Source organism: Elizabethkingia occulta, assembly GCF_002023715.1.
Lineage (GTDB): Bacteria > Bacteroidota > Bacteroidia > Flavobacteriales > Weeksellaceae > Elizabethkingia > Elizabethkingia occulta.
The window spans coordinates 1-14,525 of the sequence record NZ_MAHX01000021.1; the positions used below are offsets into that span (position 1 = coordinate 1).

Genomic DNA, 14,525 nt, shown 5'->3' on the forward strand with positions numbered 1-14,525 from the left:
GCTCCGGAGGAACATTATCTGCGTAAATAAGATATGAAATATGATTGGGTATTCCGGAGGAATACTATCTAAAAATATAGAATGGTTAAATTAATATCAAGTATCTTTTTAGTACAGAGAGAGTCAGAGCGAGATTAAAATTTAAAAATAAGCAGAAAGATAAATAGTAAGTTCCGGAGGAGCATTATCTGCGTAAATAAGATATGAAATATAACTGGGTATTCCGAAGGAATACTATCTAAAAATATAGAAATGGCTAATACATATTCACAAATATATATTCAGTTGGTCTTTGCAACAAAATTCAGAGAAAATCTTCTTTCTGAATCAATCAAAGATGAAGTTGAGAAGTACATCTGTGGGATTTTTAATAACAAAGGTCAAAAGGTAATTTCCATTTATGCAAACCCGGATCATATTCATATTTTATTTTCTTATAAAGATTTAAAAATATCAATTCCTAATTTGGTAAAAACTGTCAAAGTAGAAACAACTAATTTTATTAATGAAAATAGGCTTTGTCAGGGTAAATTCTTGTGGCAAGAAGGGTATGGAGCTTTTTCATATTCAAAAAGTCAGATAAAGAATGTTTCCGATTATATTTTGAATCAGAAAATACATCATCAGAAAAAAAGCTTTAAAGAAGAGTATACTGAGCTTTTAACAAAATTTGAAATTGATTATAAGGATGAATATTTATTTGATTTTTTCGATTGACTTTCTTTTGTAAATAACGTTCTAAATTTTACTAATCACAATCTAAAAAAGGTTTCAACTAATACCTCACTAAATAATAAACTATTTTTTACATGAAATTTCTTATTGTAATCCCAACACATAATGAAGAAGAGAACATTTTACGGTGCTTGGATTCACTTCGAAAACAATCTTTTCAGGACTTTTCGTGCATTGTTGTTAATGATGGTTCTACAGATAATACCAGAGCCCTTGTTGAAGATTTCATAGAAAATATAAGGCTTAGCGGAGTAGAGTCTTCTAGATTTACGCTTCGTAATCTGCCTAAATCTGAGCATCAGCCCGGAGCGAAAGTAGTAAGAACCTTTAATAAAGGGTTGGAAGGTATCTCTCTGGACAATTATGACATTGTTTGCAAGTTCGATGCTGATATTATATTTCCGGACAATTATCTTGAGCATGTACAACAAGCATTTCAAGATAATTCAAAATATGGCTTAGTAGGAGGACTATTGTATATCGAGCGGGATGGAGAATGGGTATATGAAGGGAACTCTAATAAAAATCATGTAAGAGGTCCAATGAAGGCTTATAGAAAAGAATGTTTTCTTGAAACCGGAGGATTAAGGGAAACTTTGGGCTGGGATAATATTGATTCTGTTTTATTAGAAAGTCTAGGTTGGAAAGAAGTGGTTTTACCAGAATTGCATGTGAAATTACTCAAAGTAAAAGGAAAAGATTATTCTGTAAAGCAATCCGATTATTATGGCAGATACTTCTATTTTTTAGGATTGAAAAGGGTATTGGCTTACATCGCAGCTTCTAAGGAAGCCATGAAAAATAAATCAGTTTCATTTTTTTTCCAGATTATCAAGTCTTACGAAGATTGCCGACATAAAAAATATGAATTAAAGATCTCCAAAGCCGAGCAAGAAATAATTAATGCTCAGCGTTGGAAAGCTTTTAAGAAAAAATGGTTTAAGATATAATTTGATTAATTTGTTGCAGTTAGTTCTATAACGCTGCTTTTCAGACTACCATTCAAAAACCAAGGAAGTCCAATTTTCATTAAATAATCTCCTGAGAAAGACTTTCCATTTTGTGGGATCTGTGGCTTGCTTTCATTTTCAAGATTTAATTCTTTTAATACATAATTTTTATTAGAATCGAGTCCCTGGAATTGTATTGGAGCAAAATAATCGCCTAATTGAGTATGCAGGTTGTATGTATAGAGCACAGCTTTATTTTTGGTTTTATCAGTAAGCATCCATGCTGCATAATGATTGTTATAAGGGGCTATTAATCGGTACATCTCACCGGTATTAATTATGTCCTGTATACTTTTATAATTTTTCAGAGCATTCTGAGACAGTTTTAATTCCTCTGCTTTCATTTCTTCGATTCTTATATCAAATCCCAATTTGCCACTCATAGCAACATCCAGTTTGAATTTTAAAGGCTGTTTTCCCCAGCTGGTTACATGGGCGCACTGTATTCCCATTGGAAAGAAATAAGAATACCCATACTGAATAAAGATTCGTTGTAAAGGATCGGTATTATCACTTGGCCAGAATTCATTCGTATATTTTAATCCACCATATTCTGCACGGCCACCGCCACCACTACACCACATTAGTTCTGTATCCGGGTATTTCTGACGGATACGTTCCAAAACTTTATAAAGCCCCAAGGTATAATCGATATATAGGTTATTTTGTTTATCCTTCAGATAATCTGAAAATGCATTGGTCATATAGCGGTTACAATCCCATTTGATGTAAGCGATATCAGGATTCTCCTGGAGAATATTATCTACTACTTTAAAGACATGTTCCTGTACCTTAGGATTGGATAAATCCAGTACTAGCTGTGTTCTTCTTAGATTTTCGTCTCTGTTTGGAAGTTTCAGAATCCAGTCGGGATGTTTTTCATAGAGCTCACTTTTGGGATTTACCATTTCCGGTTCTACCCATATCCCAAATTTCACATTGTGCTTTTTAGCCTCTTTCACAAGGAATGGAAGGCCATTCGGGAGCTTTTTCTTATTTACTTCCCAATCACCAAGTCCGGCGTCATCATTGTTTCTCGGGTATTTATTTCCAAACCAGCCATCATCCAGAAGAAATACATCTACTCCCAGATTTTGAGCATCTCCCAGAAGGTTGGTTAGTTTTTGTTCGTCGAATTTAAAATAAGTAGCTTCCCAGTTGTTCAGTAAGGTCGATTTATTCTCTTTACCTTTATAAATTCCGTAATTGGTTGCCCATTGGTGAAGGTTTCTGGAAGCCTGCCCTTTTCCGGAATAGGAATAAGTATAGATAAAAGATGGTGTTGTAAAAGTGGTATTTGGTATCAGGGTATAATCTGAAGCATAATTATTAATGCCGGGTAGAACCTGCAGCAGATTGCCAAAATCTTCGCTATACTTAATGTTTTCAAAACCTAGGCTGAAATTACCACTCCATGCAAGAGTCCCAGCCAGTACTTTTCCGTTCTCTTCACCAGCTGGCTGGTCTACAGAAAGCATAAAAGAAGGTAAATCGAAATTGGTTGCCCGTGTTCCCAGCTTAGATTCTATATGATGAATTCCTTCAGGTAAAAGATTCTCTTCCATGCGCATTTCATTGGCCCAGTCACCGAAGAAATGTGTCAGGTAATAATTTTTTGAAGAGAGTTGAAGAAAAGCTGAAGTAAAATGCTTTAGCGTAATGGCTTTTTTCTCCTGATGTTTAATTTCTGTCCATTGTTCAATAACATTTTCATTTTTATAAGCTTTAAAATATAGCGTAACATAAAACGGATACTGAGGATCTTTAAGCTGAATTTGAGTCGTCTGAATATTGCCTTCGGTTTTGGTATTGTGATTAATGTACTGAAGTTCCAGCGACGGATTATTATCTGAATGAACAACACCAAGTGAAGGTTCACGAACCGGCCCTGAACCCTGAGTAATAATAGCCGGTAGATTGTTTGGCTTTTTTAGAGTGTAATCGGAAGTATTGGTTAGTGACTGGCCGAAATATAACTGCGTAAGTTGCTTTTTTGCATTTGTTGTATAGACTAATGCTGTATTTTGTGTAGAGATTACGATTGTAGGGATTTTGTCCTGAGCCTGAAGCCATCCGAAGCAGAGGAACATGCAGCTAATAATGAATGAACAGAGTGTTCTCATGTGATTTTATATTTATGAAGTCTATGGTTATTTCGAATAAAGATAAATAAAAATATATCTACAGGCATTTAGATTTAAAAAAATAGATAAATATATCTCAGAAAATGATAAATATCCTAAAAAAAATAATACCATTAAATAAAGCAATTTCTTAATTTTGTCTATTAAACTAATACGTATTGAAGAACATTGCTTATATTGAATTGGATACTCACGCCGAACTCGCTACTAATTTTATAGAGCTTACAAGAGATTCCCAATATTTACATGTAGAATATTTCTTTTCCCAAAAAATATTGGACAGAATAAATGAAAAGGGAAGCCATGTGATCCATGCAGAAGCATCAACACTACTGAAAGAATTAGACGGGCGGAAATTTGATGCAGTAATTATAGGGACGGCACATCGTTATTTCAATGTTTTTGAAGAGGTTGCAAGAAATTATCCAACTTTTATTATAGCACATAACCTCAATTTTATCAAAGCTCCCAAATCCGATATTTTCAGAAGTATCTTCAAACAGGACCGCTCGTTCAGGATAAAGCTATGGCTGAAAGAGGGTTTGATGAAAAAGGATAAACTTTACAGCGAAGCGAAATCATTATTTATTCTGGATGAAAATATTGACGAGTTACAATACCCGTATGAATTAAAATGGTTGCCATTATTATATACAAAGCAGCTAGACCAGAAGAATGTGCTATCTAACAGGGTTGTTATTCCTGGAAATGTAGACCAACGGAGACGTAATTACAAAAGAATTTTTAATAAAATAAAATACTTCCGCGGAGAATTTACCTTTAGCTTCTTAGGGAAGGCAGAAGGAAAAGAACTGGATAAACTAAAAAGACTATCACAAAGTCTGCCCGGCCATGTTAATATTGAATATCACGATTCCAGAGTTTCTAATGAAGAATTCGAGCAGAAGATGCAGGCTGCAGAAGTATTGTGGTGCCCAATACAAAAAGAAACTAAATTCTTTAGCATTCCGGAAATCTATGGAAAGACAAAGATGTCCGGAAATATAGGTGATGCAATTAAGTATGCAAAACCTGCGATTTTCCCTAAAAGTTACTCTGCCAGCTATTCCTTTATTTTTAAAGAAAAAAGAGATATCGAAAAGCAAATCTCCGAAATTAAAAACAAACATTACGACTTCGATAGTTTTGAAATAAATCTTGTCCGCAGAAAGCTGGAATATTTGCTGAGCAATCTTTGATTTTTTCCAAAACTTTTATTAAGAATTTGAAAATAAAAACGAATTCTTTTATATTTGTTAAATATTTCTTAAAATGAGTTTGTACAGCCGACTAGCAGAAAATTTGATGTATCTCTCGCCTTCGTATTACAAACAAAGGTTTTTTAAGAAACTGAATAATATCAATTTCCAGAATGTTTTGGAAAGAGGTGTAGAGCCGGAGCTGATATGGATAAAAGAATTTCTTCCGAAAGATGCCGTTTTCTTTGATGTAGGAGCCAATGTAGGTACTTATATTTATACTCTGGAAGGACATTTAAAATCTGAGAATATTTTTGCTTTCGAACCCAATCCCTTACTTTTTAAACGTCTGAAAAGACTTTTTCCTAAAGTGAATATTTCATCACATGCGCTTTCTAATAAAAATACAAAAGCACAGTTCAAAATACCTGTAATAAAAGGGCACAGTAATGCTGCGCGTGGAACATTACAAACTGAATTGAAAGAAAATGGTGAGGAAAAAACGATTACCAGAACGGTTACGGTAAAAAGGCTGGATGACTGGGCTGAAAAAAATGTAATTGACCGTATAGATTTTATAAAAATAGATGTTGAAGGAAACGAAACCTATACTGTTGCCGGAATGATAGATACGATACTTCGTTTCAAACCGGTTTTGATGATAGAAATCGAACAAAGACATCATAAAAGACCAATCTGGGATTATATCCGTTATTTTGAACGTTATGGATACAATGCCCACTATCTTGATCGTACCAGTTTTGGACTGGTACCTTTAACCGAGAATGTATGTATGCAGCAAAGTGAATATAATGAAAAGGACAAGCAGCGATATATTAACAATATAATTTTCCTGCCTAAATAATGAGTGTTGTAGCAAGACAGAGTTTTAAGTACTCTATAGTTGGATATTTAGGTTTTCTGCTGGGAACCCTTTCTGCTGTATTCGTTTTTCCACTTGACATGGATTATTACGGAAAGCTTCGTTATATTTTATCGGCAGCAGAAATAGTACTTCCATTCATTGTATTCGGTTTGTCTTATGCCAATGTAAAATTCTTTTTGCATACCAAGAGGGAAGGAAAACAGCAAAACTTGCTGAGTCTGTCTCTTTTGATGGTACTTTTGAACTTTGTATTGTTTACTTTGTTTTTATTTCTCGTCAATTTAATCAGGCCGGACTTGAAAAACTGGGAACTGTTTGAAAACTTCTGGAGATATAAGGCTATAATTATTCCGATGATTCTGATTCTGGCGGTTAGTCAGATATATAATAAATATATATCGAATTATAAAAGAATTGTTGTACCCAATATTTTCGAGAATATTTTTCCTAAAATAGCCAACCTTGGGGCTTTTGTTTTGTTTTTCTTCATGGGAGTACCAGAGAAACCTTCAATGCTTTTCTTTTTAGGTATGTTTGTTTTAGCACTTTTTGGCTATCATATATACCTGAATAAACTGGAGAAATTCAAGCCGGACTTTTCTGTAGATTATATTAAAAAAGATAATTTCTGGAAGGAAGTACTCAACTATGGATTTTACGGATTCCTTGGTAATATAGGAAATTATCTTTCCCTCCGTATTTCCAGTGTTATGATATCCAGTTATATGGATTTTAAAGATAACGGAGTCTATGGGATCATTATAGCCGTTACTTCTGTTCTTACTATTCCTCAGATGGGGCTGTATAATATTTCAGCACCTATGATCAATAAACATTTGGAGAATAATGAAATGGAAGAGCTGAATATATTCCATCAGAAAACATCCCTGTCTTTATTGTTTTTGGGATTAGTATTATTTTCCTGTGTTTTGGTAGGCTATCCCTATCTGACGCATTTAATTAAAAATGGTTTTGAACTTCGGGCTGCAGAGCCTGTTTTATGGATTACCGGAATAGGATTGATGTTTGATCTTGCAACAGGTTTTAACGGACAGATTATATCTATGTCCAAATACTACCGTTACAATATTGTAGTAACATTATTTTTGGCGGTAATCAATATAGGTCTTAATTTTTATTTTCTTAAATACACCAATATGGGGCTTTCAGGAGTAGCATTGGCAACAACCATTTCTCTTGCCTTATATAATGTTGCTAAAATCGTTTTCAATTTCTGGAAGTTCAAAGTACATCCGTTTTCGATAGAAATGTTGTACGCTGTGGTGTTATGTTTCATGGTAGTTTCTATGGTTATCTTATTGCCTAATACAGGATCCAATCTGCTGAATCTTTTCTATAAACCTGCAGTAGTGCTTATATTAATCGCTATTGCCAACCACTATATGAAGATAGTTTCATTGGATAAATATTTAAACCGAGATTTCTTTAAGAGTATTTCAAAATTTTAAGTAAATTGCGTTAAACTAAAAACGATAACGCATGATTCTTAAAAAAACAACAATTATGGCTTTTGCCATAATGGCATTTGGCCTTGGCGCACAGTCACGAAAGGCCCAGATGGGTAAGTTGGTAACTGAAAATTTTAAATTTGCAGACCAACAGTTCAAATACCTTATGAAAGGTCTTCCCGACGACAAAGTTCCACAAACTTACGATGCTAAAAGTGGCAAAGTGGTGAATTATGAAAGAACCTGGTGGTGTACCGGGTTTTATCCGGGATCTTTACTTTATGTATACGAGGAGACTAAGGATCCTGTAATGCTGAAGGAAGCGGAAAGAGTTCTGAAAATTATTGAACCCAATCAGACTTTTACAGGAAATCACGATTTGGGCTTTATGATGTATTGCAGCTTTGGTAATGCATACAGAATTACTAAAAATCCTGAATACAAAAAAGTAATCTTTAATTCTGCAGAGGCACTATCTACCCGTTACAGACCTTCTATCCATGCAATCCAGTCCTGGAATAAAAATGCAAGATTCGACTGTCCTGTTATTATCGATAACATGATGAATCTTGAAATGCTGAACTGGGTAAGCCAAAACGGAGGTGATAAAAAATACCAAGAGATAGCTGTTACCCACTCCAATACGACAATGAAGAATCACTATCGTCCGGATTACAGCTCTTATCATGTACTGGATTATGATCTGAATACAGGTGAGGTTATAAAGAAAAAAACGTGGCAGGGATATTCTGATGAGTCAGCTTGGTCTCGTGGACAATCTTGGGGATTATATGGTTATACGATGATGTATCGTTTTACTAAAGATCCAAAATATCTGGATTTTGCCAACAAAATTGCTAATTTCATTCTGACAAATCCGAATTTACCAAAAGATAAAATTCCATATTGGGATTTTAATGCGCCGGATATCCCGAATGCACCACGCGATGCTTCTGCTGCTGCACTTATGGCATCTGCTTTTCTGGAATTAGGGCAGTATACAAAAGGAAAAGAGCGTCAAAAATATCTTGATAATGCTGAGCAGATATTAATTAACCTTTCCAGCCCGGCTTACAGAGCTAAACTTGGCGAAAACGGAGGTTTCCTGCTTATGCATAGCACTGGAGCATTACCATTGAAATCGGAGATAGATGTTCCTTTGGTATATGCAGATTATTATTTCCTTGAAGCCTTGAAGCGTTATAAAGACTGGTATTTGTAGAACTTTTCAGAATATAAAATGAAATCATTTACATTATTGACAATAGGTTTCGCAGGGGTAATGACTTTTGCACAGACCAAGCCACTGCTAAAGTTACAATTAGCCAACGGGCTTGCCGTTGAGAGAAAGCAGCAGTCGGTTGAAGTTTCTGCAGCTACAGTAGCGGGAATAAAAAATAAAATATTTGTTGTTAAAAACAATCAGACAGAGATTCCATATCAGTGGCTGTCAGACGGGAGGCTTTTATTACAGGCAGACTTTAAGCCTAATGAAAAAAAACAGATAACCTTCACAGAAGGAACTCCGTCTCAGAATGAAGCTAAAGTTTACGGGCGCTTTGTTCCGGAGAGATATGACGATTTTGCATGGGAAAACGATAAAATTGCTTTCCGTATGTATGGTAAATCTTTGGAAAAAGTCCCTAATCAGAATGCATGGGGGATGGATGCCTGGTCTAAACGTACCAATCGACTAATATTAGATGAATGGTATAAACTAAACAATTATCATAAAGATAATGGTGACGGGTTAGACTTTTTCCATGTTGGAAGTTCACTCGGAGCAGGAGATATATTACCATTTATCGGGGGTAAATTTACCTATTTAGGAAATTATCAGAGTTATAAGATAACGGAGAAAGGACCGCTTAGGTTTACTTTTCAGTTAGAATATCCGGAAGTAAATGTAGATGGATATAAAATTGCAGCAGTAAAAAAAGTAAGTCTTGATGCCGGATCTCAACTCAATAAAGTTGAGGTTACATACACATTTAATGGACAGTCCACACTTCCTGTGTTTGCAGGTCTTGTACACTGGGACGGGAAAGGTGAAAAGACGGTGGACGACACCAAACACATTGCAGCTTACTGGCCGGAAGATTCCAAAGATGGTATTGTAGGCACAGCAGTAATCTTCCCGGGATCTAAAGTGAAGATTCAGAATACCCTGAAGCATTTAGGAGAAAAGGCTATCCTAAAGAATAATCAGAAGTTCACATTTTATAGTGGCGCTGTATGGAGTAAGGCAGGGCTGATTACCAATAATGAAAGTTGGGTGAAATACTTAGAGCAGTTTGCTAATAAATCTATAAATCCTGTAAAGGTTACTAAAATGTAAAAATCGAAAGGTCAGAAGAATTCTTCTGACCTTTCTTTCACCAAATAAATAAAACATTATATTATAAACTAACTGATTTTGGTTTAACAAAAAAGCAGCTTATAGATATAGTATATTGTTACCAGCCTTTTATAGCACCGCCTTTAAATGCTTTTTCAGCGGCTTGTTCTACGGCTTTAGACTGATATGCTTTTACAAAGTTTTTTACTTTTTCAGAGTCTTTATTATCCTCTCTTGCAACGATTACGTTCATATAGGCAGATTCTTTATCTTCCTTTAGCAATCCGTTTTTATCCGGATCCAATCCTGCCTGCGCTGCAAAATTGTTATTGATTACAGCTATTGTGACATCCTTATCATCCAATACTCTTGGAAGCTGTGGTGCTTCTATCTCTACAATTTTCAACTGCTTCGGATTTTCAGTAATATCAGTTACTTTTGGTAATAATCCAACGTTATCCTTCAGTTTTAACAATCCATTTTTTTGCAGTAGTAACAACGAGCGTCCTCCGTTGGTTGGGTCATTTGGGATAACAACAGTACTGCCATTTTGCAGCTCAGCGATGTTTTTTATTTTCTTAGAATATGCTACAATAGGAAATACAAAGGTTTTCCCTACAACAGCCAGTTTATAACCTCGTTGTTTAGACTGCTCGGTTAGATATGGGACGTGCTGAAACGCATTTGCATCAAGATCACCATTGTTTAATGCTTCGTTCGGTAAGACATATTCCGTAAAAGCAACCAGTTCTACATCCAGATTGTATTTCTCTTTTGCTTCTTTCTTTGCAGCCTCACCCAGATCTCTTTCCGGACCGGAAGCAATCCCCACCTTAATATAATTAGGATTGTCTTTTTTAGCATTTGTGCAGGAATATAAAAATAATAAAGCTATAGTAATTAAACTTAGAAGTGTAAATCTTTTCATTCTCTTGATTTTATCTATGATTGAATTTTTTAGAAAGTCTGTCGCCTGTAAACTGGATAACGAATACCAGAGCGATGAGTAGTAATAATACAGTATTCATGATAACAGCGTTATAGCCTATGTAACCATATTGGTAACCAACCTGTCCAAGTCCCCCGGCACCTACGGCACCTCCCATTGCAGAGTAGCCTACTAATGTTATCAGCGTAATTGTAGCATTATTAATTAACGAAGGCAATGCCTCTGGAAGTAAAACTTTGCTGATAATTTGCTGAGGGCTTGCCCCAAGAGCTCTTGCCGTTTCTATCAATCCATTTGGAACCTCCAAAAGGCTGTTTTCTACCAGTCGTGCAATAAACGGAGCACAACCAATACTTAGAGGAACCAGAGCTGCCCAGATTCCAATGGAAGTCCCCACCAGTACTCTTGTAAAAGGAATCATCCAGACAATAAGTATAATAAAAGGAATAGACCGGAATACATTAACAAAAACAGAGAGAAAACGATTATAAAAATTATTTTCAAGTAATTGTCCTTTTCGGGTAAGGAATAATACTATGCCTAATGGTAGACCCAGCAGAAAACCGAAGAATCCTGAAACTATTGTCATGAAAATGGTTTCCCAAAGCCCTTTTAGGAGTAATGAGAGAGTAATCTGATCAAGCATATCCCTTTATAGTATTTTGAATATTATTCTGATTGAAATATTGGATAGCTTTTGTATTTTCCTCATTATTGCCCTGAAGGTGTAATAACATTTTTCCGAAATTTGCTTTGCCCATATATTCAACATCTGCGGTGATGAGTTTATACGGAATCTTGTAGTCGCTGTAAACGACTGACAATAATTCTTCGAACGGTATATTACCGTTCAGCTCAATTTCTATTAACGGGAACAATCCCGCTGCAGCTTCTTCCTGTAATCTTTTACTTATCGATTGCGGTATATTCATTGTTTTAAATGTTATAAATTGTTTTATGATAGGGTGTTCTTTATCTGATATTATTTCATCCAGAGTACCTTTGGTAACTAATTTTCCTTTGTCTATTACGGCAACATGATTGCATATTGATTTTATAACCTCCATTTCATGTGTAATCAGTAAAATAGTAATCCCCAGACGTTTATTGATATCCTGTAATAGTTGCAGAATAGACTGTGTAGTTGCAGGGTCAAGGGAACTTGTCGCTTCATCACATAACAGTAGAAAAGGATCATTTGCCAGTGCTCTTGCAATGGCTACACGCTGCTTTTGCCCGCCAGAAAGGCTTTTTGGATAATCATTTGCTTTGTCCTCTAGTCCTACTATTTTCAAGAGTTCATTCACTTTTCTGCTGATTTCTGCTTTGCTTGCATGATCCAGTCCAAGTGGTAGTGCAACGTTATCAAAAACTGTTCTGGAGGAGAGAAGATTGAAATGCTGAAAAATCATTCCTATCTTTTTTCTCTTTTCTGCCAGTTGTTTAGAGCTTAGCTTTAATAAATTGATTCCGTTTACAATAACTTCTCCTTCATCTGGCTTTTCCAGGAGATTTATACAGCGTATAAGTGTACTTTTTCCTGCTCCAGAAAAGCCTATAATTCCTGTTATATCTCCTTGTCCAACTTCCAGACTTATATTATCCAGGGCTTTAAACTGCTTTTTTTTCTGTACAAATGTTTTGGATATATTTTTAATTATGATCACTGATTTCAGTTTTAATTGCTTCTATTTAATAAAAAAATCCGCCGAAAGCATCGGTGGATTTCTTATATATCTGTTTTTCTGACATCTTTAATCACCCGATACGATAGAGAATGGCATAGCCATTTGGTAACACATTATTATGGTTACTTTTTTACTTTTACAATTGCTCTTTCTGATGATATTTCTGCCCATTTTTATATGCTTTGAATTTGTTGTCACAATTATTTCTGATGCAAATATAAATATTCTTTTTATATATCCTAGTAACTTGATAGAATTTATTATTTTAATTTTTATTCATGTTTCAGAAACTTACAGAACAAAATTATTTAATGATAGGGGTTAACAATATTTAGTTGCCGACTTAAATAATTAAGAAATGTTCTTTTGCTGTAAAAGAATTGATTAGAATTTGCATTTTTTTATCTTAAGAGTTAAACTTTGTTAATCTGTGTTGGTTATTTATAAATCTAGGTGTACATTTGCGGCTTTAAAATGAGAAACTTTTTAGTGTTTTTACTGACAGGGCTATTTTTACTCTTTGTAGTGGAGAGCAGGCTTCACGTAAGAACATTTCAAAATTGCAAACTTGCGCATTCTCATCACCATCTTCCTAAAAAGGCAAATCACCTGAATCAGACCTACGAAAAGTTTTCAATTCAGCAGTCTTCTGATGACACAGGAAATAACAGCCCTTTTGAACTTAGCGAAAACGATTTTCAGTTCTCAGCAGACTTCCAGACTATTATAGTACTGGCCAGTGTATTTAATTTTGTATACTTATTAGGGCTACTGCGTTATGAACGTCGAAATCTCACCGCGTACAACTTTGTTGTAAACTTTTCTACAATTAAAAAATTCATTCTGATTCGTTCTATCAGAATTTAAACATTCTTTTTCCGGTTTATTTCTGTTTTTTATTAAAATCAGGAAGCATTTTTGATGTGTTTTTGGTAATGAACACTTTATAACATTCGCTATTACCATTTTATTTCCGTTTAAAACATTAACGATTTATAAGCTCTGAAACTATGATGAAAAGAGTTACCTCAGGCATTGCACTAAGCATACTCCTGTTGGCCATTGGCTGTAATAAGAAAAAAGAAGAAAAAGAAGAAACTGTTATTTACCCTGTAACCTCTCCCATAGTGAAGGATACGGTAATTAACAAAGAATATGTTGCACAGATTCAGTCAGTGAAAAATATTGAAGTCCGGGCTCAGGAAAAAGGATTTCTTGAGAAGATTTATGTAGATGAAGGACAATATGTGCATGCAGGACAAACCTTGTTCAGAATTATGCCTCAGGTTTATCATGCCGAATTATTAAAAGCAAAAGCTGAAGCACAACAGGCAACGATTGAACTGCAAAATGCAAGTACGCTGGCTAATAATAATATTGTTTCCAAAAATGAAAGAGCAATGGCAAAAGCCAAGCTGGATGCGGCCAATGCTGAAGTGAAGCTTGCCCAGATCCACTTATCATTTACAGATATTAAAGCACCATTTTCTGGTATAATAAACAGACTTCCTCTGAAATTAGGAAGTCTTATCAATGAAGGAGATCTTTTGACTTCTTTATCCGACAATACCAGTATCTATACTTACTTTAATGTATCAGAACCCGAATATCTGAGCTATCAGACACATGCCAGTGACAGGGGAAGCCAGCTGGTAAATCTGATTATGGCAAATGGTGAGGTTTTCCCTGAAAAAGGTGAAATCCAGACCATAGAAGGGGAATTTAATAATGAAACCGGAAATATTGCTTTCCGTGCAAAATTCCTTAATCCAAATAAACTTCTGAGAAATGGTGAAACAGGAAAAGTCCAGATGACCATGCCCGTTCATAATGCTTTAATTATCCCTCAGAAATCTACTTATGAAATTCAGGATCAGAAATATGTTTTTGTGATTGATAAAAATGGTGTAGCCAAATCAAGAAATATTAAAGTATTGTATGAACTTCCTGACCTGTACATTGTGGGTTCCGGAATTTCTTCGGGAGATAAAATCTTGCTAGAAGGTGTTCAGAAAGTAAAAGACGATCAGAAACTGAAAGTGAAATTTCAGGATCCGGTGAAAGTAATCAAATCATTGAAATTAAAAGCAGAGTAGGAGCTCTAAAA

At 35.0% G+C, this 14,525-nt stretch carries 13 protein-coding genes; 9 read left to right on the forward strand and 4 right to left on the reverse strand.

Annotated features, from left to right (window positions below):
* Window positions 1–252: 252 nt before the first annotated feature.
* Together tnpA and BAZ10_RS17060 are read left to right on the forward strand one after the other, a co-directional pair.
* Window positions 253–717, forward strand: coding sequence for an IS200/IS605 family transposase (tnpA, locus tag BAZ10_RS17055; protein WP_078773060.1), 465 nt, complete (start codon window positions 253–255; stop codon window positions 715–717).
* 92 nt (window positions 718–809) lie between these two features.
* Window positions 810–1,685 carry a glycosyltransferase gene (locus BAZ10_RS17060; RefSeq protein ID WP_078773061.1) on the forward strand — a complete coding sequence of 292 codons (876 nt, stop codon included), beginning with the start codon at window positions 810–812 and terminating at the stop codon, window positions 1,683–1,685.
* A 5-nt stretch (window positions 1,686–1,690) separates the two neighbouring features.
* Here the strand turns inward: BAZ10_RS17060 and BAZ10_RS17065 are convergent, their stop codons facing one another.
* Complete coding sequence (locus BAZ10_RS17065; RefSeq protein WP_245803853.1) at window positions 1,691–3,868, reverse strand: alpha-galactosidase; 2,178 nt, start codon at window positions 3,866–3,868, stop codon at window positions 1,691–1,693.
* Between the two features lie 179 nt (window positions 3,869–4,047).
* Here BAZ10_RS17065 and BAZ10_RS17070 point away from each other — a divergent pair, with 179 nt between their 5' ends.
* The 5 genes from BAZ10_RS17070 to BAZ10_RS17090 all read left to right on the forward strand — a co-directional run bounded on the left by BAZ10_RS17070 (window position 4,048) and on the right by BAZ10_RS17090 (window position 9,781).
* Window positions 4,048–5,088 (forward strand): hypothetical protein, encoded by a 1,041-nt coding sequence (locus tag BAZ10_RS17070; RefSeq protein WP_078773063.1) that lies wholly within the window; start codon window positions 4,048–4,050, stop codon window positions 5,086–5,088.
* A gap of 73 nt (window positions 5,089–5,161) precedes the next feature.
* A complete protein-coding gene (locus BAZ10_RS17075; protein ID WP_165689693.1) occupies window positions 5,162–5,953 on the forward strand; it encodes an FkbM family methyltransferase in 792 nt (263 codons plus the stop codon).
* Complete coding sequence (locus BAZ10_RS17080) at window positions 5,953–7,443, forward strand: lipopolysaccharide biosynthesis protein (protein ID WP_078773065.1); 1,491 nt, start codon at window positions 5,953–5,955, stop codon at window positions 7,441–7,443. Before BAZ10_RS17075 ends, BAZ10_RS17080 begins: the two co-directional genes overlap by 1 nt.
* 31 nt (window positions 7,444–7,474) lie before the next feature.
* On the forward strand, window positions 7,475–8,665 hold the full coding sequence (locus tag BAZ10_RS17085) for a glycoside hydrolase family 88 protein (RefSeq protein WP_078404753.1): 1,191 nt from the start codon (window positions 7,475–7,477) through the stop codon (window positions 8,663–8,665).
* A gap of 18 nt (window positions 8,666–8,683) precedes the next feature.
* A complete protein-coding gene (locus BAZ10_RS17090) occupies window positions 8,684–9,781 on the forward strand; it encodes a DUF4861 family protein (protein WP_078773066.1) in 1,098 nt (365 codons plus the stop codon).
* Between the two features lie 118 nt (window positions 9,782–9,899).
* On the opposite strand, the gene metQ is transcribed toward BAZ10_RS17090, so the two are convergent.
* Genes metQ through BAZ10_RS17105 form a run of 3 tightly spaced genes read right to left on the reverse strand, consistent with a single transcriptional unit; the run spans window position 9,900 to window position 12,397 of the window.
* On the reverse strand, window positions 9,900–10,709 hold the full coding sequence (metQ, locus tag BAZ10_RS17095; RefSeq protein WP_078773067.1) for a methionine ABC transporter substrate-binding lipoprotein MetQ: 810 nt from the start codon (window positions 10,707–10,709) through the stop codon (window positions 9,900–9,902).
* A 10-nt stretch (window positions 10,710–10,719) separates the two neighbouring features.
* A complete protein-coding gene (metI, locus tag BAZ10_RS17100) occupies window positions 10,720–11,376 on the reverse strand; it encodes a methionine ABC transporter permease MetI (protein ID WP_078773068.1) in 657 nt (218 codons plus the stop codon).
* Window positions 11,369–12,397 (reverse strand): methionine ABC transporter ATP-binding protein, encoded by a 1,029-nt coding sequence (locus BAZ10_RS17105; RefSeq protein WP_078773069.1) that lies wholly within the window; start codon window positions 12,395–12,397, stop codon window positions 11,369–11,371. Before BAZ10_RS17105 ends, metI begins: the two co-directional genes overlap by 8 nt.
* A 495-nt stretch (window positions 12,398–12,892) precedes the next feature.
* Between BAZ10_RS17105 and BAZ10_RS17110 the strand changes: the two genes are divergently transcribed.
* Together BAZ10_RS17110 and BAZ10_RS17115 are read left to right on the forward strand one after the other, a co-directional pair.
* Window positions 12,893–13,285 (forward strand): hypothetical protein, encoded by a 393-nt coding sequence (locus tag BAZ10_RS17110; RefSeq protein WP_078773070.1) that lies wholly within the window; start codon window positions 12,893–12,895, stop codon window positions 13,283–13,285.
* A gap of 146 nt (window positions 13,286–13,431) precedes the next feature.
* Window positions 13,432–14,514 carry an efflux RND transporter periplasmic adaptor subunit gene (locus BAZ10_RS17115; RefSeq protein WP_078773356.1) on the forward strand — a complete coding sequence of 361 codons (1,083 nt, stop codon included), beginning with the start codon at window positions 13,432–13,434 and terminating at the stop codon, window positions 14,512–14,514.
* Window positions 14,515–14,525: the final 11 nt, after the last annotated feature.

What these genes read in the sequence shown, in the direction of transcription:
- metQ (WP_078773067.1), bottom strand. Translation starts at nt 10,709, where the DNA reads ATGAAAAGATTTACACTTCTAAGTTTAATTACTATAGCTTTATTATTT.
- tnpA (WP_078773060.1), top strand. Translation starts at nt 253, where the DNA reads ATGGCTAATACATATTCACAAATATATATTCAGTTGGTCTTTGCAACA.
- BAZ10_RS17115 (WP_078773356.1), top strand. Translation starts at nt 13,432, where the DNA reads ATGAAAAGAGTTACCTCAGGCATTGCACTAAGCATACTCCTGTTGGCC.
- BAZ10_RS17110 (WP_078773070.1), top strand. Translation starts at nt 12,893, where the DNA reads ATGAGAAACTTTTTAGTGTTTTTACTGACAGGGCTATTTTTACTCTTT.
- BAZ10_RS17090 (WP_078773066.1), top strand. Translation starts at nt 8,684, where the DNA reads ATGAAATCATTTACATTATTGACAATAGGTTTCGCAGGGGTAATGACT.
- BAZ10_RS17085 (WP_078404753.1), top strand. Translation starts at nt 7,475, where the DNA reads ATGATTCTTAAAAAAACAACAATTATGGCTTTTGCCATAATGGCATTT.
- metI (WP_078773068.1), bottom strand. Translation starts at nt 11,376, where the DNA reads ATGCTTGATCAGATTACTCTCTCATTACTCCTAAAAGGGCTTTGGGAA.
- BAZ10_RS17065 (WP_245803853.1), bottom strand. Translation starts at nt 3,868, where the DNA reads ATGAGAACACTCTGTTCATTCATTATTAGCTGCATGTTCCTCTGCTTC.
- BAZ10_RS17080 (WP_078773065.1), top strand. Translation starts at nt 5,953, where the DNA reads ATGAGTGTTGTAGCAAGACAGAGTTTTAAGTACTCTATAGTTGGATAT.
- BAZ10_RS17060 (WP_078773061.1), top strand. Translation starts at nt 810, where the DNA reads ATGAAATTTCTTATTGTAATCCCAACACATAATGAAGAAGAGAACATT.
- BAZ10_RS17075 (WP_165689693.1), top strand. Translation starts at nt 5,162, where the DNA reads ATGAGTTTGTACAGCCGACTAGCAGAAAATTTGATGTATCTCTCGCCT.